Origin of the sequence: Planococcus sp. NCCP-2050, from assembly GCF_023708025.1 — a bacterium.
GTDB lineage: Bacteria > Bacillota > Bacilli > Bacillales_A > Planococcaceae > Planococcus.
Genome location: NZ_BRCX01000002.1, coordinates 145,992 through 168,265 on the forward strand (window position 1 = coordinate 145,992; position 22,274 = coordinate 168,265).

Consider the following 22,274-nt stretch of genomic DNA (forward strand, 5'->3'; position numbering starts at 1 on the left):
CTGTGCGGCCGAACTTTTCGAACTGCCATGCGTCCCGTATAATGGGTTAATGATGAAATTTTTGGAGGACTTATTTTATGGAACAATTATGGCTAACCATTAAGTTTTTATTGCTCGGGCTTTTTCAAGGTTTAACCGAGCCGATTCCCATCTCTTCAAGCGGGCATCTTCTGATTGCCCAATACTTTTTGGATGTGGAAATTGAAGGCAGCAACTCGACATTTGCTCTTTTAGTAAACAGTGCGTCATTGATCGCTGTCCTGATCATTTACCGTAAGGATATTAAACGGCTGATTATTAACGGGCTTCGTTATTTCAACGTGAAAAATGAAGAAACGAAACGCGACTTCATGTTTGTTGTGTATTTAGTAGTCGCTACTATTCCAGCAGGCTTAGTAGGTGTTCTTTTCCAAGACCAAATCGACGAAAATCTCTCCACTATCGTTACAGTCGGTGTCACGCTCATCGTTACCGGTGTCGGCTTATGGCTAATCCGCAACATGCGCGGACAGCGTAAGGATGGCAATATGACGATGAAGGATGCCATCATCATCGGCTGTGCCCAGGCTGTAGCATTAATTCCAGGAATCAGCCGAAGCGGTGCAACGATCGTGGCAGCGATGGCAAGAGGCATTAATCAGGAGACTGCTTTGCGCTTTTCTTTCCTTTTGTTTATCCCTGTCAGTTTGGGAGGGGCTGTGCTTAGCTTTACAGATATTTTGAACGACAGCAACTTGGCTCAAATGGCCATCCCTTATACAGTGGCTTTTCTTGGTTCCCTTGTGGCTTCCTATTTCTCGTTGAAATGGTTTATGAACATTATGGCAAAAGGACAGCTGAAATATTTTGCTATCTACTGCTTCATTGTCGGACCACTTGTCATACTGGCTTGGTATTTGATGAACTAAAAAAACAGCATCCGCCATTCGCGGATGCTGTTTTTCATTTGTATATAGAAACTTTCTAAAAAGCTACCGGTTAAAAAAGTTTTCTGTGTAATAGGGCTGGTTTTCATCATTATAGGCAACGCCTACTCCTAAATAGCCGAAATCCCGTTTCACGATATTTTCCCGGTGCCCGGCTGAATTCATTAAGCCTTCATGGGCAAAAATGCTGTTATACTGCCCATAAGCCAGATTTTCGCCTGCTACAAAGAACGTGATGCCATCATCGCCCATCCGGTCAAACGGCGACTCTCCAGCCAAATTGGTATGGCTGAAATAATCATTGTCTGCCATGTCCTGACTATGTTTGCGCCCTGTTCCACGTGCAGTTTCATCCCATTTCAATAGAGGAAGTTCCCGTTGGATGCGAGCTGAGTTCGTCAATTCGAATAGCAAAAACTCATAGCCTTCTTTCAATTCCTTATCAGGCTCCGCGTAAATGCCGGAACGCTTTGCCTCTAGTTTCTCATCAATTACTTGTATGGCGGTCACCGTATTTTCTTCATGGATATCATAAAAAACCGTAATATAGAGATTATTGACCTTGAACATATCGTACTCGTTCCGTGTATCAAGAATGTATTGCACATTTCCTTTTTGAAGGCTTTTCAACGGTTTTCCAAAAGCGGCTCTGACCGCTTCCCGGTTAGAGGCCATTGTGATCCCTTTTGTTGAAGAAATCAGATCCTGGTTGGTAAACATGCCATTTACTTGGCCTTTATCGTTATAAGAAAGCAGCATATAATTTTGATAATCTTGATGGTAGCTATGCCAATCCGTGCCGTACTCGTTTCGCATCAAGCGAAGCGGCAACCCAACTACCGCTTGGGCCTCTTCTTTAGACATTCCAAGCGTAATATTATGGATTGCAACTAAGGACTCGGTTCCCTCAAGCTCCGGCTTGTCGACTTGTTCTGGCATCTCTGCCGAACTTTGGCCGACAAACGTCTGCAATTGCCCGCCGATATCCGCGGTGAATTCTTTTGCTTGATCGACCGCTTTCGTAATGGAAGGATTTCCGGCCACTTGCTCAATCATTTCATCAATCGATTCTAAAAAACTTACATCCACATACTCACTGGCTTTTTCTTCCCACAACGGCCGTGCGAAAAAAAGAAGCACCAGCAAGACAACCAACCAAAAAACTTTTCGCACGCGCATCACCTCTCCATCAGTTTAATCGCAAATCCCTATTCAATAAAGCAAAAAGAATTTCTTGAAAAAGAAAAGCCTCTTTGCATTCGCAAAAGGCTTTCCGTTCAATCAATTGACCCCTTCAATCACCAATTCCTTCACGGGCAGGAAGATATCGCCTGTCCGGAAATAAGTCATATTCACTTGGTCATTTTCCTGCAAATAGATGGCTAGCGGCACATTTTCAGAAGAGACGATGTAGTTGGTTCCATCTTCAAGCAAGAACGAAACGGAAGTGAAATCCCCGACCCGTTCTTTAAATACCCGCTCTACTACTCCAGAAGTTTTTGCTTCTTCCGCTTCAGAACTTCCGTCTACTGTACTGCCGCCTCTTTGCAGCGCTGTCTTATAGAGTTTCAATGCCTCATTTGGCGTTCCTGCGTAAACGGAGATCTCCGGATTTGCTGCTGAAACGATAAAATAGTTTTGAAGGAAGCCGTTCGAATCGAGAACAGGCGTCAACCAGCTCGCTTCCCCGTAGAAGTTATAGAGGACCGGCATTTCACCAGACCATTCCTTCTCGATAAATTGCTTTTCAATGATTTGCAAATTCCCTTGCGAGTCCATATAGGAATCTTCCAGGCTTCCCGTGAAATAAGTCGATTCCCCGCTGCGGGCATTTGTCAATGAATAGCCCAGCATTGAATCCACGCCTTCTTTCGGGCTTGTGAAATCGGTGAAATAATACATCTCGCCATCCGCGTCAAAAATCGGACTGACATTCGCTTCTGTGCCTTCATCCGAAGGAAGCTTCACGTCTTTTTTGCCGAATTTGCTGTTCCAGAAACCGTGCACGTAATTCCCATAGTAGCTGTTCTCCAAACTCACCGATTCCGGCGAAACGGCTCCATCGATAAATGCCGGTACGTCTTCCAGTTTATACGTAATGCTTTCTCCGGAAGATGGATCGATTGCGACAATCCCTTTCACATCAAAACCGTTTCTAGCAGTGACGAAATCACCGTATGACCGGATGTAGTATGGCTTGCCATCGTCGTCCACTTCCAATTGAACCTCTCCGTAGAAAATCGCTTCCGGATTTTCCAAACGCATATGGCGCTCGATGTTTTTATTGAAATAAGAAGAAGGAGTATAGCTCATTTCAGATTGGATGAATTTCGGATTAGCTGATGCATCTGTCGCACTCATAGTGAAATAACCGGGTGTGACATCTGCGTTCCACCATTTAAAGAAACCGGAAAATTCGACTGGTGCAATATAAACGAATTCTTCGTTCACTTTCTGTACTTGCAGCTGACCCAATTCATAGTAGCTCGTATTCGGCACTTGCCCAAATGCTTTCTTCATCTTATTCCGTGCAAATTTTGGCGGCACGCTGGCTGGAGTCTGTGTTTCATCAAATGCTTCGATTTCCACTTCCTCATCCATCTCCACCATTTTAAATTTCTCATCTGCATTCAAGAGCGGCGCTGCGAATAGATAGGCTGCAAACAGCAGTGCTGCACCGAACAAAACACTTTTTGCTTTCTGTTCCAACCCTTTTGAAAACAATGCGCCGAGGCCGGCTGCCACCGCGGCCACAGGCCAAAGCGACGTTAAATTCCGGTCAAGGTTGAGGAAATAATAAGCGAGCGCAATGACGATTGCCCCAATCACTGCAGTAAACAAAAGGGCCGGCACCACTAATGACTTGCCCTCTTTCCCTTCCCCTTTTGCACCGGTTAACGGAACAATAATAACAGCGGCTGCTAGTGCAGCAATCACTGAAAATAATAAAATACTTCCCATAACGAATTCTCCTCTATACTTGCTGATTTCTTGATACCTTTTATACGATTCACTCATTCAAAAGTTTCAACCAAACAAAAAGCGGCCGATAGGCTCAGCCGCCAAAACAAAACTTATTCCGATTTAAAGAGCGCTTCTGCGCTTTCTATGATTGAATCGATAATTTCCTTGGCGCTTTGTCCATTTTCCAGCATCCGGGTTGATTGTCCAGCCCATAAAGACATAAACTCGCTATTTCCTTGCTTCGCTGCTGCCGCACGAATATCTTTGGTGGCAGTATTTTGAGAAGGAAAAGGCAGTGGCGCGATGCCCACTTTCTCAAACTCGGTGATAAAGCGGTTTCGCAATCCTCTCGCCGGCCTGCCGGAAAAGCTTTTTGTAATCACTGTGCTTTCTTCTGTGCTCTCGGCGATAGCCTGCTTATAGGCGTTATGCGCACCGGATTCAGTTGCCAGCAAAAAGCGGGTTCCAATCTGGACCCCTTTCGCTCCAAGCGCGAGCGAAGCAATAAGTCCACGGCCATCCGCAATTCCACCTGCTGCAATCACCGGAACTTTCACAGCATCTGTGATCTGAGGCACCAATGACATGGTGCCGACCAACGCCCCCATCGGATGTTCTTCAAGCGAAAAGGTGCCCCTATGTCCGCCCGCTTCACTGCCTTGCGCAACAATGGCATCAACTCCCGCCTTCTCTGCTTGGATTGCTTCCCGTACTGTGGTTGCCATTGCAATTAACTTGATGCCCTGTTCTTTTGCCATGATCGCTTGTTCAGTAGGCAAGCACCCGAATGCTGTACTAATAATCGGCACTTGCAGTTCAAGGCAAACTTCAAATTGCTGCCGGCTCCAATTCGGAGAATTGTAGGCCGCCGGTATTTCTTCAATCCCCAATTCTTTTCGAAAAGGATTTAAAACTTGCTGCACTTCAGCGAGACGGCTATAATCATCTTCTGAGCTTTCAGAGAAAATATTCACCGCAAACGGTTGGCTGGTCCGTTCTTTTATTTGCCGGATGGCTTTTCGCAAATCCTCCGGAGCGAGATAGGCGGCGCCTAAAGTTCCAAGTCCGCCTGCCTCACTAACAGCCGTGACCAATTCTACAGTCGTCGGCCCGCCAGCCATACCCGCTTGAATAACGGGGTATTGAATGTTGAACAGTTTGCAAATTTCTGTTTTCAATGTAAGCATGCCTTCTCCTCCTTGCGGTTTCCTTTTAAAAAACATCGTTTATCTTACATTATTGCGCAATCGGGAACTTTTAAACAGAAAATACGTTAAAGATTACTAAGAAGCAACAAAAGAAAGCGGGGGTTATTATGAAAGGGTTTCTTTCCCTTTTAGGCATTACTTTAATCGTCGGGGCATTTGGACTGATCCTCTTATCTTTCTACGGCAATCCATTGGAAGAAATGAATATCCAGGAAAGAATGTACGCATATATGGAAACGCGTGAAAACCACTCCACCGAAAATGATACGATTCAAGATATAGGCGAACTGGAAACCAATTCTGTAGCCGAAGCTGCTCCATTAAAAGCGATGGTGGCCAGTGATGAATCAAACTATATGAATTTGGCAGAAAGCTGCGGCCAAGCAACTCCATAATGACAAAAAGGAGCTATCCAATCAGTCAAATAAGACTGATTGGACAGCTCCTTGTTTTAGATTAAACGACTAAACGGATCCAATTTCCTGCTGGGTCTTGGGTTTCCATATAATCTCCGCGATTTTCCACTTTTGCCCCCAATTGCTGAAGGCGTGCAGCAACTTCTGCTTGCTTGGCTTCATCTGCCATGACCAATGTGTAATAATGCAGCCCTGCCGTTTTTTCAGGAAGAGCGGGAATTCCGACACCATTCCATACGTTTACGCCAATATGATGGTGGTATTTTTGGTCTCCTAAGAACATCGCTTGCGCACCCATTGAAGTGAGCACTTCAAATCCTAGTCCATCCACATAAAACTTCTGCGTCTGTGCCATATTGGAAATGTGGAGATGGATATGCCCCATGACCGTATCCGCCGGCATGCCTGTCCACACTTCTCCTGAATCGATGGCCGCTTGTACGACACCTTGAGCATCTAAAGGATCCACCGCCATTTTAACCTCTTCGCCGTCCCAGTCCCATTGTTCAGGTTCGCGGTCCCGGTAGATTTCAATCCCGTTCCCTTCCGGATCAGATAAGTACAATGCTTCGCTTACCAAATGATCCGACGAACCGAGGCGAACCCCATTGTTGTGAAGATGAACCAAAATTTTCCCCAGCTCTTTCCGGCTCGGCAAGAGAATGGCAAAATGATACAAACCGGCATAACGCCCAGTTTTCGGTTCTACGCCTTCAAAAGTCTCCAAGTTCAATAAAGTTTTGCCTTCTATTCCTAAAGCAGCTGTTGTATCGCTTTTAGAAAGCAATTCAAAACCGATTGTTTCTGTATAAAATTGGACCATTCCTTCCAGGTCCATTACTTTTAATCCGACTTCGCCTACATAAGTGACAGGCTTTTGATGAAAGTTCATAGCTAATCCCTCTTTCTTTAGTTACTTTATGTAACCAATTATATAAAGAGAACTATTATATGTCAAGTAACTTAATTCTTTTGCTCCACAGCATAATTATGCTATGATATAAAAAAGGAGTGATTGATATGGATACTGCTGTCATTTGTCCCCGGTTTGAAAGTGCTATTTCTCTTTTAAGCCAACGCTGGACCGGCTTGATTATCTATCAACTTTTAGCAGGGCCTCAACGATTCAGCCATTTAACTGATGTAATCGGCATTAGCGGCCGCCTCCTATCCGAACGCTTAAAAAATTTAGAAGCACAAGGAATTGTGACGCGAACTGTCTATCCGGAAACGCCAGTACGGATTGAATATGAGTTAACTGAAAAAGGCTTTTCATTAAAACCAGTCATGGACGAAATCCAAAACTGGTCTCAAGTATGGGTTGACCCCATAAAAACCAAATAAAACAGCTTATCCTTTCAGAGGATAAGCTGTTTTACTTTTATTCTCCTATTACTTCGTCGCCATACTGATTGCATTCTTTTTTTCCCGGGCAAAAGAGTAATTCCCGTCAAATCGTTCCATCGCCTTGTCGCGGATCCAATAAGTGACCGGGAAAATTTTATCCAGGAAATAACGGTCGTGAGAAACCGAAATAATGGTTCCCGGAAATTCTGAAAGGGCTTCTTCCATGACTTCTTTTGCTTCCAAATCCAAATGATTGGTCGGTTCGTCCAAAATCAAGAGATTATGGTTCATATGCATCAGCTGCGCCAATCTGAGGCGCATTCTTTCTCCGCCGCTCAATTGGCGAACCGGCTGGAAGACCATGTTTCCAAAAAACAGAAATTTCGCCAGCATCGGACGCGCATCATACTCAGAAACGGCAATGGCGTCCCGAAACTCTTCGATTACGGTCCGGTTATTATCCATTTCAAGCGTGTGCTGGGAAAGGTAGCCGATCGATACACCGCTGCCAAGCTTGATCTCCCCGGCATCCGGTTCGCCTTGACCCAGGATCATATTCAATAGCGTAGATTTCCCCGTACCGTTCGAACCGACAATCGCGACTCTCTCGCCAAAACGGATGTGCATATTCACGTCTTGAAAGAGCGTTCTGTCGCCGAATTCTTTCCATACCTCTTCAACGCGAATAACGTCTTTGCCGCTCCGCTCGGCCATCTGAAAACCGAGCGCCATCTGTTTTTTAGCCAGTACAGGACGATCAAGCAATTCGATTCGGGCAATCGCCTTTTCAATGCTTTTCGCTTGTCTGTGCATGCCGGCATTCGGCGGATTGGCCCGGTTCGCCCATTCTTTCAGCCGTTTGACCGTATCTTTCATTTTCTTGATCTTTTTCTGCTGGTCTTGGTACTGCTGGAATTCAATCAGCAAGCGCGCTTCCCGCTCTTTAACATATGCAGAATAATTTCCTTTGTACTGGATAAGGTCACCCTGGTCCAGTTCCCAAATATGAGTGACAGCTTCATCTAAGAAATAGCGGTCATGCGATACGAGCACAATTGTGCCTTTGTAGTGGCTAATAAATGCTCCGAGCCATTCAATCGCTTCGAGATCCAAATGGTTCGTCGGTTCATCAAGGAGCAGAAGGTCAGGTTCTTGCAGCAATAACTTTGCCAAGCCGACTTTTGTCCGTTCGCCTCCGCTTAAATGGCCCCATTCTTCAAACTTCAAAGCTTTGATTTTCAAGCCGTTCAAGACTTGATCGATGCGTGCTTCAATTTCGTATCCTCCACGTTGGATGAAATCTTCTTGCATCGTGCCGTAGCGGGCAAGCAAGCGCTCCATCTCTTCTGGGGCAGCGGAAGCCATCTGCGTTTCCATTGCTTCCAGCTTTTCCTGAATCCGGACAAGCCCGGAAAAAGCCGTCTTCAAAAGTTCCGCTACCGTCCAGTCCTCTTGTTCTTCCGGAGATTGTTTTAACAGCCCAATCCCGCAGCCTTTCTTCCAGGTTACAGCCCCTTCAGTCGGCTGCAGCTCTCCGGCTAATATATTTAATAGGGTCGTCTTTCCTTCCCCGTTGCGCCCGACCAATCCGATCCGCTGGCCTTCCGCTATATCCCCTTTAATTTGGTTAAATAATTTTTGAGTCGCAAAATGGCACATGAGTTGTTGAAATTGACTAATAATCATTGTTCTCTCCCTTTCGTTCCGAGAGACGCGCGCAAAACAAAAAGGCATGCGAAGACGCATGCCTTTTTACAAAATCCGTTTGTAGGCAGATGTCTCTCACTGGTTTATTTCATTCCATGCAGTTGCCTGAAAAAAGACAGACTTATCCCGTACAGCTGCTGAAGTGAAAGTAACGCCATGCAGAATATAAAGATATTCTTGACATTCTGTCATGCGCTTACCAGTTTGATTCATCATACCCACCTCCTTCGTTCATTTCTTTTATCATAATGGAAACACAAAAATACGTCAATAAAAAGTCAGAATCTTTATACTTTATTCAAAAATAAAAGGGTTTTCGGGTATAAATGAGGAATAGTTAGGGAAAAGATTTTTAAGAACAAGTTGAGAGGAAGGCGGTGGAGACTTTGTCAATGTATTCGAGGATGACTTTTGAAAATGACACAAAAAAAGTGGAAAAAGCATTGAAGAAGTACGAGGATAAAAAGAACGAGGCACTCGTTTTACTCGCTGAAATTGATATGTTCGAGAAAATGGACGATGTGAAGGACGCTGAAATGTGGAGAAGGCAGTCGTTGAAAGAAAAGCTCGTAACGGTCGAGCGCCAGCGAAAAGAATTGAAGACCTTAATCATGTCCTATATCGATAAGCACGGAGATCAGGATTTGCAGCGTTACGCTGAATTATTGGCGGAACTGGAAAAAGACAAGCCGAAATATTGAGAGATTTAGAAAGCCTAAAAAAACGGACGGACCTGACTAGCGGTCCGTCCGTTCCTTGTTTCGTTCCGTTTTATTGCTGAGGGATTTGAGGATATCGCCCGTCCACCCGCGTTTTCTCAGATACCAGTACATGAAGAGGGTTGAACCGATGATTAAGAGAAGCGAACCCAAATAACTGTAAGTCCACTTCAATTCAGGCATATGATCGAAGTTCATCCCCCACAAAGCGCCGAAGGCCATGACGGGAGTGAACAAAGTGGTCAGTACCGTTAAGGTTTTCATGATTTCGTTTCCTCTGTAGTTGGCTACGACATTTTCCATATCGACCATATTGTTGATCTCATCTTTGTAAGAATTGACTAGCATCCAGCAGCGGTCAATCCTCATGGATGTCCGTCTAAATTCAATCCCATCCTCTACTTCTTTCCCAAATGTTTCAGGGATTGCCATCTTTATTTCTTTGAAACCGAGAACCAAATTTTTCCACAGCAAAATACGATGCCTTAAGGTTTCAATTTTATTCAAAGTGCTGCGGTCGTTCTTCTCCCGGATTTCCCATAACAGGTTGCGCAATTGTTCTTCGAATACATCAATCTTATGTAAAATAGAGCTCACCATATGCCCAAGAATGATCATCATCAGTTCAACAGCGGAAGATGCTGATTCCATCTGCTCAAGCAGCGGCTCTCTCTTTAAATCTTCGTCCGATTCAAAGTCCAATTTACTGGTCAACAAGAAATCGGTGGACAAGAAAAAATGAAAAGCTTGTATGTCATGCTTTTTCTCAGCATTTTGCCGGTAAATTAGCGATCCCCAGATCACTTCGGAACCTGGAACCGATGTTTCCATATGCAAAATATTGACGGTTAAATTTTGGGAATCCTTTATCCATCTCCGCATTTTATGGCTTTTCGGCAAATGTTGTTGAAACTCTTCATCTGTAATATTCGCTTCTTCTTTCCAAATAGCATGTTTAAAGTTATATTGAGGCATTGGAACCCCTCCTTGGCATTTTCCCTATACTAAAAAACAAGCCAGGTTCGGCTTGTTCAATCTTGTTCGCTTGTATTGTCTCTGTACTTTTCATTTGAGTTTTCTTCGTATTCCAGGTCGCGGTCAGGCATAGGGTCTAAGGTTTTTTCATCTGGCATATTACGGCGCGGTTCCACTTCCGGAAGCAATTCTTCTCCTTCATGGCCATGCTTATCCTTTTTCATAACCATCCCTCCCTATCCCCTTAAATACCCTTTCCTGCATTTTTTAATCCTCACTTAACCGGGACGAACCCGGTATCTTCAACTAACTTTTGACCTTCGTCAGAAAGAATCCATTCAAGGAACGGCTCGACATTCGGATTTTCACTGCCGGCAGTAATGGCATAAAATTCCGAGGCTAACGGATAGTCGCTCGAGCGGATGTTTTCAATGCTTGGTTCCATTCCATCAATCGACAGCAGCTTGATTTTGTCGTTCTTGACCATTTCAGTGGAGTAGAACCGGAACGTATAGCCGATTGCATTTTTATAATTCCGGTAGCTCGCCACTTCTTCGATAATGCCGCCCATTCCGCCGGCGAGGTCTTCTGTTTCAGGTTTTTCAATTTCAGTATCTCCCATGAATTTGATGAACATCGTCTGGCTGCCGCTGTCTTCCGGACGCTGAAATGGCCTGATTTCATCGTTCTTCCCGCCGAGTTCTTTCCAATTCTCGATATCCCCGGAATAGATTCCGCGGATGTCTTCACTCGACAAATCACTTATCTTATTGCGGGAATTAACAAAGAATACGAAAGCTTCACGCCCAATCGGCGTTAACTTCAATTCCACACCTGCTTCTTTTGCTTCCTGCAGCTGGCCGCTTGAAGGCTCTGCTGCAAAAATGACGTCTGCATTCCCTTTAATCAAGCGGCTATAAGCGGAAGGAGTGGTGGTCGTAGCAACTGGTCCTCTGTAAGGTTCATACACCCCTTTCGGATAAGTCGCTTCAGCGAATGCTGCAAATAACGGATAAAGCGCCGTTGCACCGTCTAGAATGGGAAGCTCCCCTTCAATAGCAAAAGAAGCTTTGCTGTCCAGCCTAGCCAGCTTCTCATTTTCCTTAAAAGGCTCATAAACAAAAAGATCCACTTCTGAATCATCGACTTTCGCAAAACTTTCTTTGTAATAATATGGAGCTGCAAACCCTATCCCTACAAGTAAACAGAGCGATATCCATATCGCCGTTTTCTTGCCATTGCCGCGTTCTAAAATATAAATAAGCAAAATCATCATTGAAACGATAATCGCTCCTAAAAGCACGAGCAGCTTTTCTTCCCCTGTATTTAATACATAGATGCCGCCAAAAACAAAGACCGCTAACATGGCAGCGACTGCTAATAAAGTAATAAGTAATTTCACAAATGCGTTCATATAGTCTCCTAAAATAATTCGTTATTTTTTAGCTATTGTTCCATTAATGATTCAAATAATTCCTGGTCATCCGGATAAGCCATATCCAGTTCCGCCAGTTCAGTGATCGGTTTCCAAGCTACTTCTTGAATCCACGGGTCGTTTTCATCCACTCGGATTTCGCCCCCTGTGATTTCCACTCGGAAATAATGCACTTCGAATGATACCGCAGAATTTTCGTACTCACCGTTTCTAATTTTCAGCTCCTCATGTACCGAAACTGAGAGGCCAGTTTCTTCGAAAAACTCACGTTCGCAGCATTCTTGAAGACTTTCTCCTGCTTCGAGTCCTGCGGCCGGCACTGACCATTTTTTATCTTCATCCGGCGGCCCTTGCAGGACCAGCAAGACTTCTCCTTTATCATTTACGCAGACGCCAGCTGCGCCTCTCCAGTTTGCCATTTCCATTAAAAGCCCTCCAATGCCTGTTTTTCAATTTCTTTTACAAGCGATTCTTTGCCGCGGATATACTGTTCGATATCTGTCGGATATTTCATTGCTAATTCCTTTTTTAAAGTACCATATTTTTCCGCTTTTTTGGGGTGTTTTTTTAAAAAATCCCTAAATGCCAAATGGCGATTAATTTCACCGTTGCCGCGTTCGTACATATGTATATGATGCGTGCGCACATCGCCGCCTTTTTGAAAGTATCTTCTGCCTTTCAATCCGTTTTCTCCTTTAGCTTCATAACCAAGCTGCTCAAATGCCTGATTGAATCGGTCAATAGCTTCAATGTCTTTCACAATTGGCATTAAATCAATAACGGGTTTAGCTGCCAGTCCTTTTACGGCTGTACTCCCGATATGATGAACTGCTACACAGTCGTCTCCAAGAATCTTCTTGATTTCTGCTGCCTCTTTTTGGAATAGCTCTTCCCACTCTTTTTGATAGTCGCAAACTTCTACTTTTCGCATTTGAATCTCCTTTCACAGACAGTAAAAAACGGCCTGCAGGTGCAAGCCGCTTTTCCTTCTTTTTTTAATGAGCTGCTTTAGATACCTCTTGATCCAAAGTGATTCCATGAGTCGCTTCCGGAAGACCCAGGTCTGCTGAGAATCCATTGGCCCGGTAAAACGCGTCTGCCATTGAAGAGTCCGTACGAACTACGATCTCTTTAAAATGGCCCCGCCCATAATTAATGATTTCTTTTAATAGTTTGGTGCCAATGCCTTGGCGTCTGGCACTAGGGGAAATATAAAAGCGCCGGAGCCTGCCGACACCTTCTTTTGTCGAATAAGGGTCTCGGTTCAATCCGCCAATCGCAACCAAATGATCGTGATGGTCCCATACGCCATAGAGCACTTCACCTTCTTGGTTAAATGTATTTGTGCCATCTTCGTACTGGTTGACTAACCTTCTAAGAAAGCGATACCCTTCGGCTTCACTTTCTTCCACCAATTTCGAGACATCCACCGATTTTAAATCTGTTATTTGCTTTAAGTTAATTGTCATGTCGCTCCTCCTCATCATGGTCGTGAATTGCCATTTCTTACGGATTCCAACATTTCTTTCACCTTGCTCTTTTAGTGTATCGAAAAAGCAGTAAACAATCCACAAAAGATCGAATTTTCGAACAGATCAAAAGAAGCCTTGGATTTCCAAGACTTCTTTTTTCATTATTTATACTGCAGAAGATTCGATATTCGCTTTCTTAGCTTCCATTTTTTTCACCAGATAAATGCTCGCTTCGTAAAGCAAAGCCATTGGAATCAGCACAAGCAATTGGCTGATAAAATCCGGTGGAGTAATCAATGCCGAGACTATAGCGAGTACAAGATAAGACCATTTCCTTACTTTCTTCATAGACACGGAACTTAAAATGCCGATAGATGACAAGAATAAGGCTACAATCGGCATCTCAAATAATAACCCTAACGGAACCGTCGTCATGATCAAGAAATGGACATACTCACTTGCTGAAATCATCACTGCAAAATTTGCAGCTCCGAGACCTACAAGAAATTGATAGCTTAATGGGTTTAAAATGAAGTAGCCAAATGCTATGCCCAGTATGAATAATAGAAGCATGACGGGTGAATACAAGCCGAGAAATCTCGATTCCTCTTCTTTCAGCCCCGGCTTTACAAACTGCCAAAGGAAATGGCTTAAAAATGGCAATGATAAACCGAGTGCCAAAGTGACAGAAATCGAGGTGTAGAATTTAATAATTTCAAGCGGTCCAAGAATTACCAAATCATGCCCTCTTACCACATATGGAAACCAAAAATTCAAAGTTGAAAAGACCAATAGGAGAAAGAACAGAAAAACAAAAGCGCTTTTGATTAATTGCTTGCGCAATTCCCCTAGATGGTCCACTAAAGTTTCTACTGGTTCTTCAGAAGGCCCTTTAGACGGTTCCGTCGGCGGCTCTGTTGCAGCTATTTCTGCAGCAGAGGCTTCTGGAATCTTCTCCGCAGGGATTTCTGGCTGTACCGCTTTTTTATGCAGCGGGCTGACTAATTTGCGTTCGCCATACGGATCCATTTAACCACCTTCAAATTTTTTCGGATTTTGTTTCTTCTTTCACTTCCGGTTTTTCGTCGTCATCCATGATGTCTTTTGCAGAACGTTTGAATTCCGATAAAGTTTTGCCGACTGCCCCACCGATTTCAGGCAATTTTCTCGGTCCAAATAAAATCAGAACAATCACCAAAATAATAATCAATCCTGGAACTCCAATTGATGCTAAGCCGCCCATAAGATGTCTCCTCCTTTTTCTTGCTTAAATAATCTTTCAATCCGCTATTCTTTTGTCCAGACTCCAGCGCCTAGCTTCCGCTTTTCTTTTTAAACTAGCGATCCTCCGTTTTTGCTGTAATTGATGATTCCTTCTGCGCAGCGATAAGCAAGAGCGCCTACTGTTCCGGTTGGATTGTATCCGCCGTTATGTGCAAAGTTTCCTGCTCCTACTACGAAAAGATTTTCCATATCCCAATGCTGAAGGTAGTTATTGACTACACTAGTTTCAGGCTCTGCTCCCATAATTGTGCCGCCGGTATTATGTGTAGTCTGGTAAGGAACGATATCGTAATCGGAAATCGGGCTCCCTCCTACTACCGTTTTCGCTCCCATTTCCTGCATGATTTCTGCCGCTCGCTCTGACAGATAGGCATGTAGCGCACGATCTTGATCGGTAAAGTTATAAGTCAGTTGAAGCAGCGGCACGCCGTAGATGTCTTTGTATGTGCTATCCAAGGACATGTAATTATCACGATGCGGCATGGAAGCTCCTTGTCCACCAATCGATAACGATCTCGGATAGTTTTCAATTGATGCTTTCTTAAAATCCGCTCCCCATGACGGCGTGTCCGGCGGAACAGGATTCGTTAAAATTGGCCGGTTCCCGGTTTGGGTAATCGACAGGCTCGCTCCATGGATAAAGTCCAAATCGCTATGGTCAAAGTTGTCGCCATTAAAATCATCAATGGTCATTCCTAACGCGCCAGCGCCCATGAAGACATTCATCTTCTCATCAAAGAAGCCGGATGCTCCTGGAAGGATTTGATAGCCATAGTTTTTGCCCAGCGTTCCTCTTCCAGTTTCCGGATCGTACATTTCGCCGATTTCTGATACCATGAGAAGTTTTGCATTGTTCAGCATGTAACTGGTCAATACCACCACTTCTGCCGGCTGGATAAATTCTTCGAAAGTTACGGTGTCAAAATAACGGACTCCTGTTACCCGGTCTCCCTCTTTCATGATTTCCACTACATTTGAATTAAATTTAATTTCATAATTCCCTGTATCTTTTGCCGTTGGGACGACCGTAATTTCCGGTGAAGTTTTCGCTCCGTACTCACAGCCGAAGCGTTCACAGAAACCGCAGTATTGGCAAGCATTGATTTGCTGGCCATCCGGATTTTCATAAGCTTCAGATAAGTTTGCGGACGGCATCATAAACGGCGAATAGCCGAGATTAGTTGTTGCTGACTCAAACTTTTTCAATATCGGCGTCTTTTTCATTGGCGGAGTCGGGTAATCGCTTGAGCGTTTGCCAGCGAATGGATTTTTGTCTTCCCCGGAGATGCCTGCGGTCTTTTCAAAACGATCAAAATAAGGCTCTAACTCATCATAAGTTATGCCCCAGTCTTGAATTGTGTATTCAGGAGGAAGTTTATTGGCTCCATATTTCTCATCTGTCATTGTCTTGATTTGAAAATCATAAGGCAGGAAACGCCAGTTTTGGCCATTCCAGTGCGTACCAGATCCTCCAAGGCCTTCTCCGAGCAAAAATGAACCCATTTGGCGCATAGGTAAGGCTTTTTGGTCCCGTCTGTTGCGGAACGTAATCGTTTCTTTCGACAAATCCTGCATCAATTCATAACGGACCGCATAGCGGTATTCGTCATGGACAATCGCGAAATCTTCCGTTCCGCGTTCCCGCCCGCGTTCGAGGCCCACGACTTTCAGTCCTTCTTTTGCACATTCAGCAGCAACAATGCCGCCCGTCCAGCCTACTCCGACTGTTACGACGTCCACTTTATCCAAAGTTGTGACCATTAAGATTCCCCCTCCTTGTTAATGCTGCATACCGAGAGATTTCGGTTCGATTTCTACATATTCTTCGCTTTCAATTTGATTAATATAGGAAGCCTGATGCCCTGGGAAGCCTTTCATTTTCCAGCCTTCCATTCCTTCATTGCCTGAATAGATTGGATCTGCATAGGCTCCTTCAAGCGTCGCCATGCGCAGTAATTTAAAGAAAAACAAAGCCGAAACACCTTTCATTTCGATTTCATCTTCCTGGAACGCTGTTAAAATTTCATCCATCTGCTCTCCTTCAAGCTCTACGAAATCCGTTTCGAAGCGGCTTTGCGCTTCCTGCTGCATTAATTGCAGCCCTTGGCGGAACATTTCATTTCGCTTCAGGCGGCTCTGGTAGCCTTGCGTAGTTTGGCCTTCTTCAAACGGTCCTTGCATATATTCTTTTGAATTTTCGCCGTAGGCTCCTGCCAATTGCTTATCGATAAAATAAGGCACCCCGAGTCCAATGGCTCCTGGTCCAAGATCGTCTTCCGGAAAAATACGTTCTGTGGCATTTGCTAAAATTTGGAATTCAGCATCATTTTTAAAGAACATTAATCCTCTGACTCCGCCGGCTGACCCTTCCCCGTGCTGTTCCCCACTTGGGGCCGGTGCATTGGATGAAGCGTTGTTGTTGTTTGAATTCGCGCCAATAAGACCGCCGATAATTCCACCGCCGATAAGAGCTCCTGTCGCAATTCCTGAAGTCTTCAGAAAGTCGCGCCTTGAATAATTTTTAGTTTCTTTTGCCATTTTCCTTGCCCCCTTTTCATAAATTAAAACTAATGAATATTTTCGTATAATACCCTTTTGAAAAAAAAATACACGCATTGTGAGAAAAAAGTTTTGAATTTTTTAGAAAGAAACAGACTAAACGGCTCTACTGCGGGCTTCCGCTCTTTTATTTTCCATAAAAAAAGGCCAAGGGAATGGTCACCTCGGCTTTGTAGCATGTACTATATTAGTTTAAGATTTTGATGTTGATGGATTTGCGTCCCCAGTCCAAAGCTCCGCTTTGAGTCGGGATGAAAACGTCGATTTTGTTTCCTTTGATTGCGCCGCCAGTATCGCCGGCAATTGCTTCTCCGTACCCTTCAACCCAAACTTTTGAACCAAGCGGGATGACAGTTGGATCTACGGCAATGACTTTTTGGTTCGGATTTGAACGAAGATCGATTCCTGTTGCAGTTACGCCAGAGCATCCTGCACAATAAGCTGTATAAGCTGTAGCTGAAACCGTCATTTCTTTACCAGATTGCTCTGATGCTGCAGGTGCTGCTGTTTTAGCAGGAGCTGCTTGAGATGCCGTTTTTGCCGGGGTTGCTTCTTGAGGTGCTTTCGGCACAGAAATTGGAGATCCGCCGCTGACTACTAATTTGTCGCCAGGATAAATCCAGTGTCCTGTAATTCCGTTCCAGCTCATTAGCGTATCAAGTGAAATACCATGGGCTTGTGCAATTTTGAATAGGGTGTCGCCACTTGCTACAGTGTATGTAGACTTTTCTTGTGACACTTCAACCTTTTCTTCTGATGCAACTTCAAGCTGTTGGCTTGGATAAATGATGTCGGATGATAAATCGTTCCATCCCTTTAATTGTTCTACTGAAACGTTCTGCGCTTGTGAAATACTCCACAGCGTGTCACCGGATTCTACTGTATAAGATGATTGAGCGCTAGCTTGGCTGGCTGCTCCTACACTTAATGCTGCAATTGCAGTTAGTGTAATGATTTGCTTCTTCATAAAATGAATTTCCTCCTTTTCACTAACAGGAGTCATCATACCACCCACAGATTTCAAGACAATGACAAACCGACAGATATAAAATAACAATTACGTTACGTCATCTTCTTCTATATTACAATCTGTAATAAATCTGATTTCGCCAACGAAATAAGGGTTTTATTTACATTTTTATGTTTTTCGTTGAAAAAACCGGCATTTTCAGCACAAAAAAACGGAAGCTTCTCTGAGCCTCCGTTTTTTCTTATTTGAATACGCTTGTACTGTGAAGCGGCTGGATCTTCGATTTTGGATCCAAATACGCTTTTGCATTGTTGATCGCTGTTGGCGCTTCACCGAAGCCCACCGCAATCAGCTTCACTTTTCCTTCATACGTCGCGATATCTCCTGCTGCGTAGATTCCTGGAACACTGGTTTCCATTTTTGAATTTACGACCACGGAGTTTTTCTCCATTTCAAGGCCCCATTCTTTGATTGGCCCAAGTGAAGTGATATTGCCATAGTTGACGATGACGTGATCCACTTCGAGGCGTTCTTCGTTGCCTTCTTTGTCAATCAGCACCAATTCACGGACTTGCCCGTTCTCGCCGACCAATTCCTTGACGCCATAAGGTTTTTTAATCTCAACTTTCGATTCCATCAACGTGTCAATGTTTGCCTCATGTGCAGTCATCTTGTCTCTGCGATGGCTTAATGTAACATGGGATGCCACGTTCTCGAGCATCATAGCCCAGTCAACAGCCGAGTCGCCGCCGCCAAGGACGACCACTTTCTTCCCGCTGAACATGGTTAAATCTTTAACTCCGTAATGCAGAGAAGTACCTTCAAACGCTTCAGAACCTTCAACGCCCAATTTGCGGGGCTGGAATGCCCCTACTCCAGCAGTTAAAAGAATAGCCTTCGTGTAATGCAAACCTTTGTCTGTCTGGATTACAAAATGGTCCTCTTGACGTTCAACAGTGGAAACCGTTTCTTCTAAACAAATGGAAGGATCTCCGTAATTTGCTTGGACGACAAGATTGTCTACTAAATCCTTCGCCAGAACTTTTGTAAATCCGCCGACATCGTAAATAAATTTATCAGGATATAATTCAGTCAGCTGGCCGCCTAATTGAGGCAAGCTGTCTAAAATTTTTACTTTCATTTTTCTCATGCCGCCATAAAAAGAAGCAAATAAGCCAGTTGGACCGCCGCCAATGATCGTTATATCAAAAATTTCACGCTCTTCCATTTCAACACTCCTAATCTACTCAATAATTATATCCTATCATATTGTCCCCCATTTCACGCAATCAGACTATTGATTGAAATTGAAAATTTAAAAGTCGAATAATTTAGTTTATTAACTGCATTTTATATGTTTTTTCCGTACACTGAATGGGAGAGCAATGGAGAAAGGATGGAGACAAATGGACTTAGGTTTAACGGACAAAGTGGCTGTCGTTATGGCTTCCAGCAAAGGGCTGGGAAAAGCCATCGCATTGGAATTTGCGAAAGAAGGCGCGATTGTCATCATTTCGAGCAGACATCAGAAAGATCTGGATTTAACGGGCAGGGAGATTAAACAGCAAGTTCCGGGTGCTTCCGTGCATTCAAAAGTTTGCGATATGTCGAAAGAGGAAGATATCGCCTCTTTCTTTGGAGCGATACTTGGTGAATTCGGCAAGATTGATATTCTCATCAATAATACAGGCGGACCGAAAGCAGGCGGATTCAACGATGTTGGAGATGAAGACTGGTACGCTTCATTTGAACAAAATCTATTGTCTTATATCCGCACAACTCGCGCTGTACTTCCTTCTATGAAAGAACAGCAATTCGGGCGGATTATTAACATCTCTTCATCTTCCACAAAAGAAGTAATAGATGGGTTGATTCTGTCCAATACTTTCCGCGCCGGAATGGTCGGCTTTGCCAAAACTCTAGCGCGCGAAGTTGCAAACGATAATATATTGGTCAACACCGTCGGCCCCGGCCGCATACAGACAGACCGGATCACCGAGCTTGATCAGCTCGAAGCCGATAAGCAGCAGATTCCAATCGAAGAACTTACGAAACAGAAGCAAGCAGCACTCCCAATCGGGCGCTACGGGCAGCCGGAAGAATTCGCGAAAGTCGTGGTATTCCTCGCTTCCTCCGCCAATACGTATATGACAGGTCAATCATTGGTCATTGAAGGCGGCTTGTTGAAAGCACTCTAAACGGCAAATGATTATACAGCTAACCGAAAAATCGATATACTGGAAAATGAACCAATTCAAAAGGAGATGTTTTTAATGGCTAAAAAAGGTCACATCCACATGGAAAACGGCGAAATCATCAATTTCGAACTTTTCCCAAATGAAGCACCAAACACTGTAGCGAACTTTGAGCAACTTGCAAACTCAGGTTTCTATAACGACGTAACATTCCACCGCGTAATTCCTGGCTTCGTAAGCCAAGGCGGCGACCCCACCGGCACTGGTGCTGGCGGCAGCGGCAAAACAATCAAATGCGAAACTGAAGGCAACCCGCATAAGCACCAAGCAGGCAGCCTTTCAATGGCACATGCCGGCAAAGACACTGGATCTAGCCAGTTCTTTATCGTCCATGAACCACAACCGCATCTTGACGGCGTACACACAGTATTCGGTAAAGTTGACGAAGCTGGCGTGAAAATCGCGCGTGCAATGAAAAACGGCGACAAAATGACGAAAGTCCACGTGTTCGACGAAGAATAAGAGAGCGAATGGCCCGGCTTGAATAATCAAGCCGGGCTTTTTTATGATTTTTTCTAGATATGCACAGGTATCCCGCAAATACGCACAGAAGCCAGCCGAATACGCCCCAATGCTCATAAAATACGCTTCTAACCGAAAATCTCCATAAAAAAACACGCACAATGCGTGTTTTCTATAATACTTTGCTTAAGAACGATTTCGTCCGTTCGTGCTGTGGATTTCCGAACAATTCACTCGGCACATTCTCTTCGACAATATAGCCTCCGTCGATGAACATGACGCGGTCGCCCACTTCACGTGCGAAGCCCATTTCATGCGTTACAACGACCATCGTCATTCCTTCTAAAGCCAATTGCTTCATGACATCCAGCACATCTCCCACCATTTCCGGATCGAGTGCAGAAGTCGGTTCATCGAAAAGCATGATTTTCGGATCCATTGCAAGTGCACGGGCGATCGCCACCCGCTGCTTCTGTCCACCAGATAATTGGCCGGGGTAGACATTCGCTTTTTCACGCAAGCCGACTTTATCCAATAGTTCATACGCTTTTTCTGTAATCGCTTTTTTATCGTTCTTCTTCAATTTCATTGGTGCCAAGGTGACATTTTCGAGCACGCTTTTATGCGGGAACAAATTAAATTGCTGAAATACCATTCCAACGTCTTGGCGAATTTTATTGATGTCATTTTTCGGTTCGGTGATATCGACGCCTTCGATATACACATGTCCCCCGGTAATATCCTCTAAACGGTTCAAACATCGGAGAAACGTACTTTTTCCTGATCCGGATGGACCGATGACGCACACCACTTCTTTTTCTTCAATCACTGTACTGATGTCTTTCAATACTTCCAACTTACCGAACGATTTTTTCAAGTTCTCTACTCTGATCATTGTCATCGCAATACAAACTTCCTTTCCACAAAACTAGCCAGCATCGAAAGCAAATAGATGACCACGAAATAAATGATGCCGACAATTAAATACACGTTAAAAGCATCAAATGTGGCACTGGCTTGGATCCGCCCTTCTTGCGTCAAATCTGCAATTCCGATTACCGATAAGAGCGACGTATCTTTCAAAGAGATGATGGCTTGGTTCGTAATGGTTGGCAGCATTCTTCTAAATGCTTGCGGCAAAATGATAAAACGCATGTTTTGCGTAGCATTCAGCCCAAGTGAACGTGCTGCTTCCGTCTGCCCTTTGTCAATTGACTGGATACCCGCCCGAATAATTTCCGAGAAATACGCTCCTGCGTTGATGGCTACAGTCACGATTCCAGCTGTCGTATTGTCCAGCGAGAAAAACCCAAGGGAATTCAATCCAAAATAAATGAAGAATAATTGAACGATAAACGGTGTACCCCGAATGGCATCCACAAAGATTTTAGCGATCCAATTCAATATTTTAATCGGCGCAAGTCTAAGCAAAGCGACTAGCAAACCGATCAGGAAGCCGAGAATAATGGCAATGACAAAGATATAAAGCGTGACTTGCAACCCTTCCATCAAATAAGGAAAGGCATTTCTAATCGTATCCATCGACATATCTCCTTTATAAGAAAAGCGCAAGCG

The 22,274-nt window shown here is 44.2% G+C and carries 26 protein-coding genes; 6 read left to right on the plus strand and 20 right to left on the minus strand.

The genetic code is table 11. The features are described 5' to 3' along the window. The first annotated feature begins 77 nt into the window (after window positions 1-77). Entirely contained in the window at window positions 78-908 is an 831-nt protein-coding gene (locus NFU07_RS10005; protein ID WP_251477586.1) for an undecaprenyl-diphosphate phosphatase, read from the plus strand. A 63-nt stretch (window positions 909-971) separates the two neighbouring features. On the opposite strand, the gene NFU07_RS10010 is transcribed toward NFU07_RS10005, so the two are convergent. The 3 genes from NFU07_RS10010 to NFU07_RS10020 form a co-directional block, all read right to left on the minus strand. Next, window positions 972-2,099 (minus strand): CAP domain-containing protein, encoded by a 1,128-nt coding sequence (locus NFU07_RS10010; protein ID WP_251477589.1) that lies wholly within the window; start codon window positions 2,097-2,099, stop codon window positions 972-974. Window positions 2,100-2,207: 108 nt separating this feature from the next. Continuing rightward, complete coding sequence (locus NFU07_RS10015) at window positions 2,208-3,887, minus strand: hypothetical protein (protein WP_251477592.1); 1,680 nt, start codon at window positions 3,885-3,887, stop codon at window positions 2,208-2,210. A 113-nt stretch (window positions 3,888-4,000) separates the two neighbouring features. Next, window positions 4,001-5,077, minus strand: a complete 1,077-nt coding sequence (locus tag NFU07_RS10020) for an NAD(P)H-dependent flavin oxidoreductase (RefSeq protein ID WP_251477595.1) — start codon at window positions 5,075-5,077, stop codon at window positions 4,001-4,003. Between the two features lie 128 nt (window positions 5,078-5,205). Here NFU07_RS10020 and NFU07_RS10025 point away from each other — a divergent pair, with 128 nt between their 5' ends. After that, a complete protein-coding gene (locus tag NFU07_RS10025; protein ID WP_251477598.1) occupies window positions 5,206-5,493 on the plus strand; it encodes a hypothetical protein in 288 nt (95 codons plus the stop codon). A gap of 61 nt (window positions 5,494-5,554) precedes the next feature. Here NFU07_RS10025 and NFU07_RS10030 read toward each other — a convergent pair whose 3' ends face one another. Then, window positions 5,555-6,406: a VOC family protein gene (locus NFU07_RS10030; RefSeq protein ID WP_235198075.1), complete on the minus strand. Its 852-nt coding sequence runs from the start codon at window positions 6,404-6,406 to the stop codon at window positions 5,555-5,557. Window positions 6,407-6,534: 128 nt separating this feature from the next. Between NFU07_RS10030 and NFU07_RS10035 the strand changes: the two genes are divergently transcribed. Next, on the plus strand, window positions 6,535-6,858 hold the full coding sequence (locus NFU07_RS10035) for a winged helix-turn-helix transcriptional regulator (protein WP_251477602.1): 324 nt from the start codon (window positions 6,535-6,537) through the stop codon (window positions 6,856-6,858). Between the two features lie 48 nt (window positions 6,859-6,906). Here the strand turns inward: NFU07_RS10035 and abc-f are convergent, their stop codons facing one another. Both abc-f and NFU07_RS10045 read right to left on the minus strand, forming a co-directional pair. Then, the gene (gene abc-f, locus NFU07_RS10040) at window positions 6,907-8,547 is read right to left on the minus strand and encodes a ribosomal protection-like ABC-F family protein (protein WP_251477605.1); all 1,641 of its coding nucleotides are present in this window, start codon (window positions 8,545-8,547) and stop codon (window positions 6,907-6,909) included. Between the two features lie 96 nt (window positions 8,548-8,643). Next, a complete protein-coding gene (locus tag NFU07_RS10045; RefSeq protein ID WP_251477608.1) occupies window positions 8,644-8,781 on the minus strand; it encodes a hypothetical protein in 138 nt (45 codons plus the stop codon). A 179-nt stretch (window positions 8,782-8,960) separates the two neighbouring features. Here NFU07_RS10045 and NFU07_RS10050 point away from each other — a divergent pair, with 179 nt between their 5' ends. Further along, window positions 8,961-9,269 (plus strand): hypothetical protein, encoded by a 309-nt coding sequence (locus tag NFU07_RS10050; RefSeq protein ID WP_251477611.1) that lies wholly within the window; start codon window positions 8,961-8,963, stop codon window positions 9,267-9,269. A gap of 36 nt (window positions 9,270-9,305) precedes the next feature. Here the strand turns inward: NFU07_RS10050 and NFU07_RS10055 are convergent, their stop codons facing one another. The 12 genes from NFU07_RS10055 to NFU07_RS10110 form a co-directional block, all read right to left on the minus strand. Further along, window positions 9,306-10,262 carry a magnesium transporter CorA family protein gene (locus NFU07_RS10055; RefSeq protein ID WP_251477613.1) on the minus strand — a complete coding sequence of 319 codons (957 nt, stop codon included), beginning with the start codon at window positions 10,260-10,262 and terminating at the stop codon, window positions 9,306-9,308. A 56-nt stretch (window positions 10,263-10,318) separates the two neighbouring features. Further along, window positions 10,319-10,486, minus strand: coding sequence for a hypothetical protein (locus NFU07_RS10060; RefSeq protein WP_251477616.1), 168 nt, complete (start codon window positions 10,484-10,486; stop codon window positions 10,319-10,321). A 50-nt stretch (window positions 10,487-10,536) separates the two neighbouring features. Beyond that, the gene (locus tag NFU07_RS10065) at window positions 10,537-11,676 is read right to left on the minus strand and encodes a PstS family phosphate ABC transporter substrate-binding protein (RefSeq protein ID WP_251477620.1); all 1,140 of its coding nucleotides are present in this window, start codon (window positions 11,674-11,676) and stop codon (window positions 10,537-10,539) included. 32 nt (window positions 11,677-11,708) lie between these two features. Next, window positions 11,709-12,122, minus strand: coding sequence for an NUDIX hydrolase (locus tag NFU07_RS10070; protein WP_251477623.1), 414 nt, complete (start codon window positions 12,120-12,122; stop codon window positions 11,709-11,711). Next, window positions 12,122-12,628, minus strand: coding sequence for a GrpB family protein (locus NFU07_RS10075; protein WP_251477626.1), 507 nt, complete (start codon window positions 12,626-12,628; stop codon window positions 12,122-12,124). The genes NFU07_RS10070 and NFU07_RS10075 overlap by 1 nt, the downstream gene beginning before the upstream one ends. A gap of 64 nt (window positions 12,629-12,692) precedes the next feature. Beyond that, the gene (locus NFU07_RS10080) at window positions 12,693-13,166 is read right to left on the minus strand and encodes a GNAT family N-acetyltransferase (RefSeq protein WP_235198064.1); all 474 of its coding nucleotides are present in this window, start codon (window positions 13,164-13,166) and stop codon (window positions 12,693-12,695) included. A 168-nt stretch (window positions 13,167-13,334) separates the two neighbouring features. Then, the gene (gene tatC / locus NFU07_RS10085) at window positions 13,335-14,198 is read right to left on the minus strand and encodes a twin-arginine translocase subunit TatC (RefSeq protein ID WP_251477629.1); all 864 of its coding nucleotides are present in this window, start codon (window positions 14,196-14,198) and stop codon (window positions 13,335-13,337) included. Between the two features lie 10 nt (window positions 14,199-14,208). Then, window positions 14,209-14,412 (minus strand): twin-arginine translocase TatA/TatE family subunit, encoded by a 204-nt coding sequence (gene tatA / locus NFU07_RS10090; RefSeq protein WP_052653396.1) that lies wholly within the window; start codon window positions 14,410-14,412, stop codon window positions 14,209-14,211. A gap of 89 nt (window positions 14,413-14,501) precedes the next feature. Then, the gene (locus NFU07_RS10095) at window positions 14,502-16,214 is read right to left on the minus strand and encodes a GMC family oxidoreductase (RefSeq protein WP_251477632.1); all 1,713 of its coding nucleotides are present in this window, start codon (window positions 16,212-16,214) and stop codon (window positions 14,502-14,504) included. 18 nt (window positions 16,215-16,232) lie between these two features. Beyond that, on the minus strand, window positions 16,233-16,991 hold the full coding sequence (locus NFU07_RS10100) for a gluconate 2-dehydrogenase subunit 3 family protein (protein WP_246809475.1): 759 nt from the start codon (window positions 16,989-16,991) through the stop codon (window positions 16,233-16,235). A 208-nt stretch (window positions 16,992-17,199) separates the two neighbouring features. Further along, window positions 17,200-17,979 carry a 3D domain-containing protein gene (locus NFU07_RS10105; protein ID WP_251477634.1) on the minus strand — a complete coding sequence of 260 codons (780 nt, stop codon included), beginning with the start codon at window positions 17,977-17,979 and terminating at the stop codon, window positions 17,200-17,202. Between the two features lie 244 nt (window positions 17,980-18,223). Then, window positions 18,224-19,210: an NAD(P)/FAD-dependent oxidoreductase gene (locus NFU07_RS10110; protein ID WP_251477637.1), complete on the minus strand. Its 987-nt coding sequence runs from the start codon at window positions 19,208-19,210 to the stop codon at window positions 18,224-18,226. A gap of 178 nt (window positions 19,211-19,388) precedes the next feature. On the opposite strand from NFU07_RS10110, the gene NFU07_RS10115 reads away from it, so the two are divergent. Beyond that, window positions 19,389-20,180: an SDR family oxidoreductase gene (locus tag NFU07_RS10115; RefSeq protein ID WP_251477640.1), complete on the plus strand. Its 792-nt coding sequence runs from the start codon at window positions 19,389-19,391 to the stop codon at window positions 20,178-20,180. 75 nt (window positions 20,181-20,255) lie between these two features. Then, window positions 20,256-20,699, plus strand: a complete 444-nt coding sequence (locus NFU07_RS10120; protein WP_251477642.1) for a peptidylprolyl isomerase — start codon at window positions 20,256-20,258, stop codon at window positions 20,697-20,699. A gap of 172 nt (window positions 20,700-20,871) precedes the next feature. Here the strand turns inward: NFU07_RS10120 and NFU07_RS10125 are convergent, their stop codons facing one another. Both NFU07_RS10125 and NFU07_RS10130 read right to left on the minus strand, forming a co-directional pair. Further along, complete coding sequence (locus tag NFU07_RS10125; protein WP_285835954.1) at window positions 20,872-21,600, minus strand: amino acid ABC transporter ATP-binding protein; 729 nt, start codon at window positions 21,598-21,600, stop codon at window positions 20,872-20,874. Next, window positions 21,597-22,241 (minus strand): amino acid ABC transporter permease, encoded by a 645-nt coding sequence (locus NFU07_RS10130; RefSeq protein WP_251477643.1) that lies wholly within the window; start codon window positions 22,239-22,241, stop codon window positions 21,597-21,599. Before NFU07_RS10130 ends, NFU07_RS10125 begins: the two co-directional genes overlap by 4 nt. Window positions 22,242-22,274: the final 33 nt, after the last annotated feature.

Coding starts and splice junctions, on each gene's coding strand:
- NFU07_RS10005 (WP_251477586.1), top strand. CDS start 78: ATGGAACAATTATGGCTAACCATTAAGTTTTTATTGCTCGGGCTTTTT.
- NFU07_RS10015 (WP_251477592.1), bottom strand. CDS start 3,887: ATGGGAAGTATTTTATTATTTTCAGTGATTGCTGCACTAGCAGCCGCT.
- NFU07_RS10020 (WP_251477595.1), bottom strand. CDS start 5,077: ATGCTTACATTGAAAACAGAAATTTGCAAACTGTTCAACATTCAATAC.
- NFU07_RS10025 (WP_251477598.1), top strand. CDS start 5,206: ATGAAAGGGTTTCTTTCCCTTTTAGGCATTACTTTAATCGTCGGGGCA.
- NFU07_RS10030 (WP_235198075.1), bottom strand. CDS start 6,406: ATGAACTTTCATCAAAAGCCTGTCACTTATGTAGGCGAAGTCGGATTA.
- NFU07_RS10035 (WP_251477602.1), top strand. CDS start 6,535: ATGGATACTGCTGTCATTTGTCCCCGGTTTGAAAGTGCTATTTCTCTT.
- abc-f (WP_251477605.1), bottom strand. CDS start 8,547: ATGATTATTAGTCAATTTCAACAACTCATGTGCCATTTTGCGACTCAA.
- NFU07_RS10045 (WP_251477608.1), bottom strand. CDS start 8,781: ATGAATCAAACTGGTAAGCGCATGACAGAATGTCAAGAATATCTTTAT.
- NFU07_RS10050 (WP_251477611.1), top strand. CDS start 8,961: ATGTATTCGAGGATGACTTTTGAAAATGACACAAAAAAAGTGGAAAAA.
- NFU07_RS10055 (WP_251477613.1), bottom strand. CDS start 10,262: ATGCCTCAATATAACTTTAAACATGCTATTTGGAAAGAAGAAGCGAAT.
- NFU07_RS10060 (WP_251477616.1), bottom strand. CDS start 10,486: ATGAAAAAGGATAAGCATGGCCATGAAGGAGAAGAATTGCTTCCGGAA.
- NFU07_RS10065 (WP_251477620.1), bottom strand. CDS start 11,676: ATGAACGCATTTGTGAAATTACTTATTACTTTATTAGCAGTCGCTGCC.
- NFU07_RS10070 (WP_251477623.1), bottom strand. CDS start 12,122: ATGGAAATGGCAAACTGGAGAGGCGCAGCTGGCGTCTGCGTAAATGAT.
- NFU07_RS10075 (WP_251477626.1), bottom strand. CDS start 12,628: ATGCGAAAAGTAGAAGTTTGCGACTATCAAAAAGAGTGGGAAGAGCTA.
- NFU07_RS10080 (WP_235198064.1), bottom strand. CDS start 13,166: ATGACAATTAACTTAAAGCAAATAACAGATTTAAAATCGGTGGATGTC.
- tatC (WP_251477629.1), bottom strand. CDS start 14,198: ATGGATCCGTATGGCGAACGCAAATTAGTCAGCCCGCTGCATAAAAAA.
- tatA (WP_052653396.1), bottom strand. CDS start 14,412: ATGGGCGGCTTAGCATCAATTGGAGTTCCAGGATTGATTATTATTTTG.
- NFU07_RS10095 (WP_251477632.1), bottom strand. CDS start 16,214: ATGGTCACAACTTTGGATAAAGTGGACGTCGTAACAGTCGGAGTAGGC.
- NFU07_RS10100 (WP_246809475.1), bottom strand. CDS start 16,991: ATGGCAAAAGAAACTAAAAATTATTCAAGGCGCGACTTTCTGAAGACT.
- NFU07_RS10105 (WP_251477634.1), bottom strand. CDS start 17,979: ATGAAGAAGCAAATCATTACACTAACTGCAATTGCAGCATTAAGTGTA.
- NFU07_RS10110 (WP_251477637.1), bottom strand. CDS start 19,210: ATGGAAGAGCGTGAAATTTTTGATATAACGATCATTGGCGGCGGTCCA.
- NFU07_RS10115 (WP_251477640.1), top strand. CDS start 19,389: ATGGACTTAGGTTTAACGGACAAAGTGGCTGTCGTTATGGCTTCCAGC.
- NFU07_RS10120 (WP_251477642.1), top strand. CDS start 20,256: ATGGCTAAAAAAGGTCACATCCACATGGAAAACGGCGAAATCATCAAT.
- NFU07_RS10125 (WP_285835954.1), bottom strand. CDS start 21,600: ATGACAATGATCAGAGTAGAGAACTTGAAAAAATCGTTCGGTAAGTTG.
- NFU07_RS10130 (WP_251477643.1), bottom strand. CDS start 22,241: ATGGATACGATTAGAAATGCCTTTCCTTATTTGATGGAAGGGTTGCAA.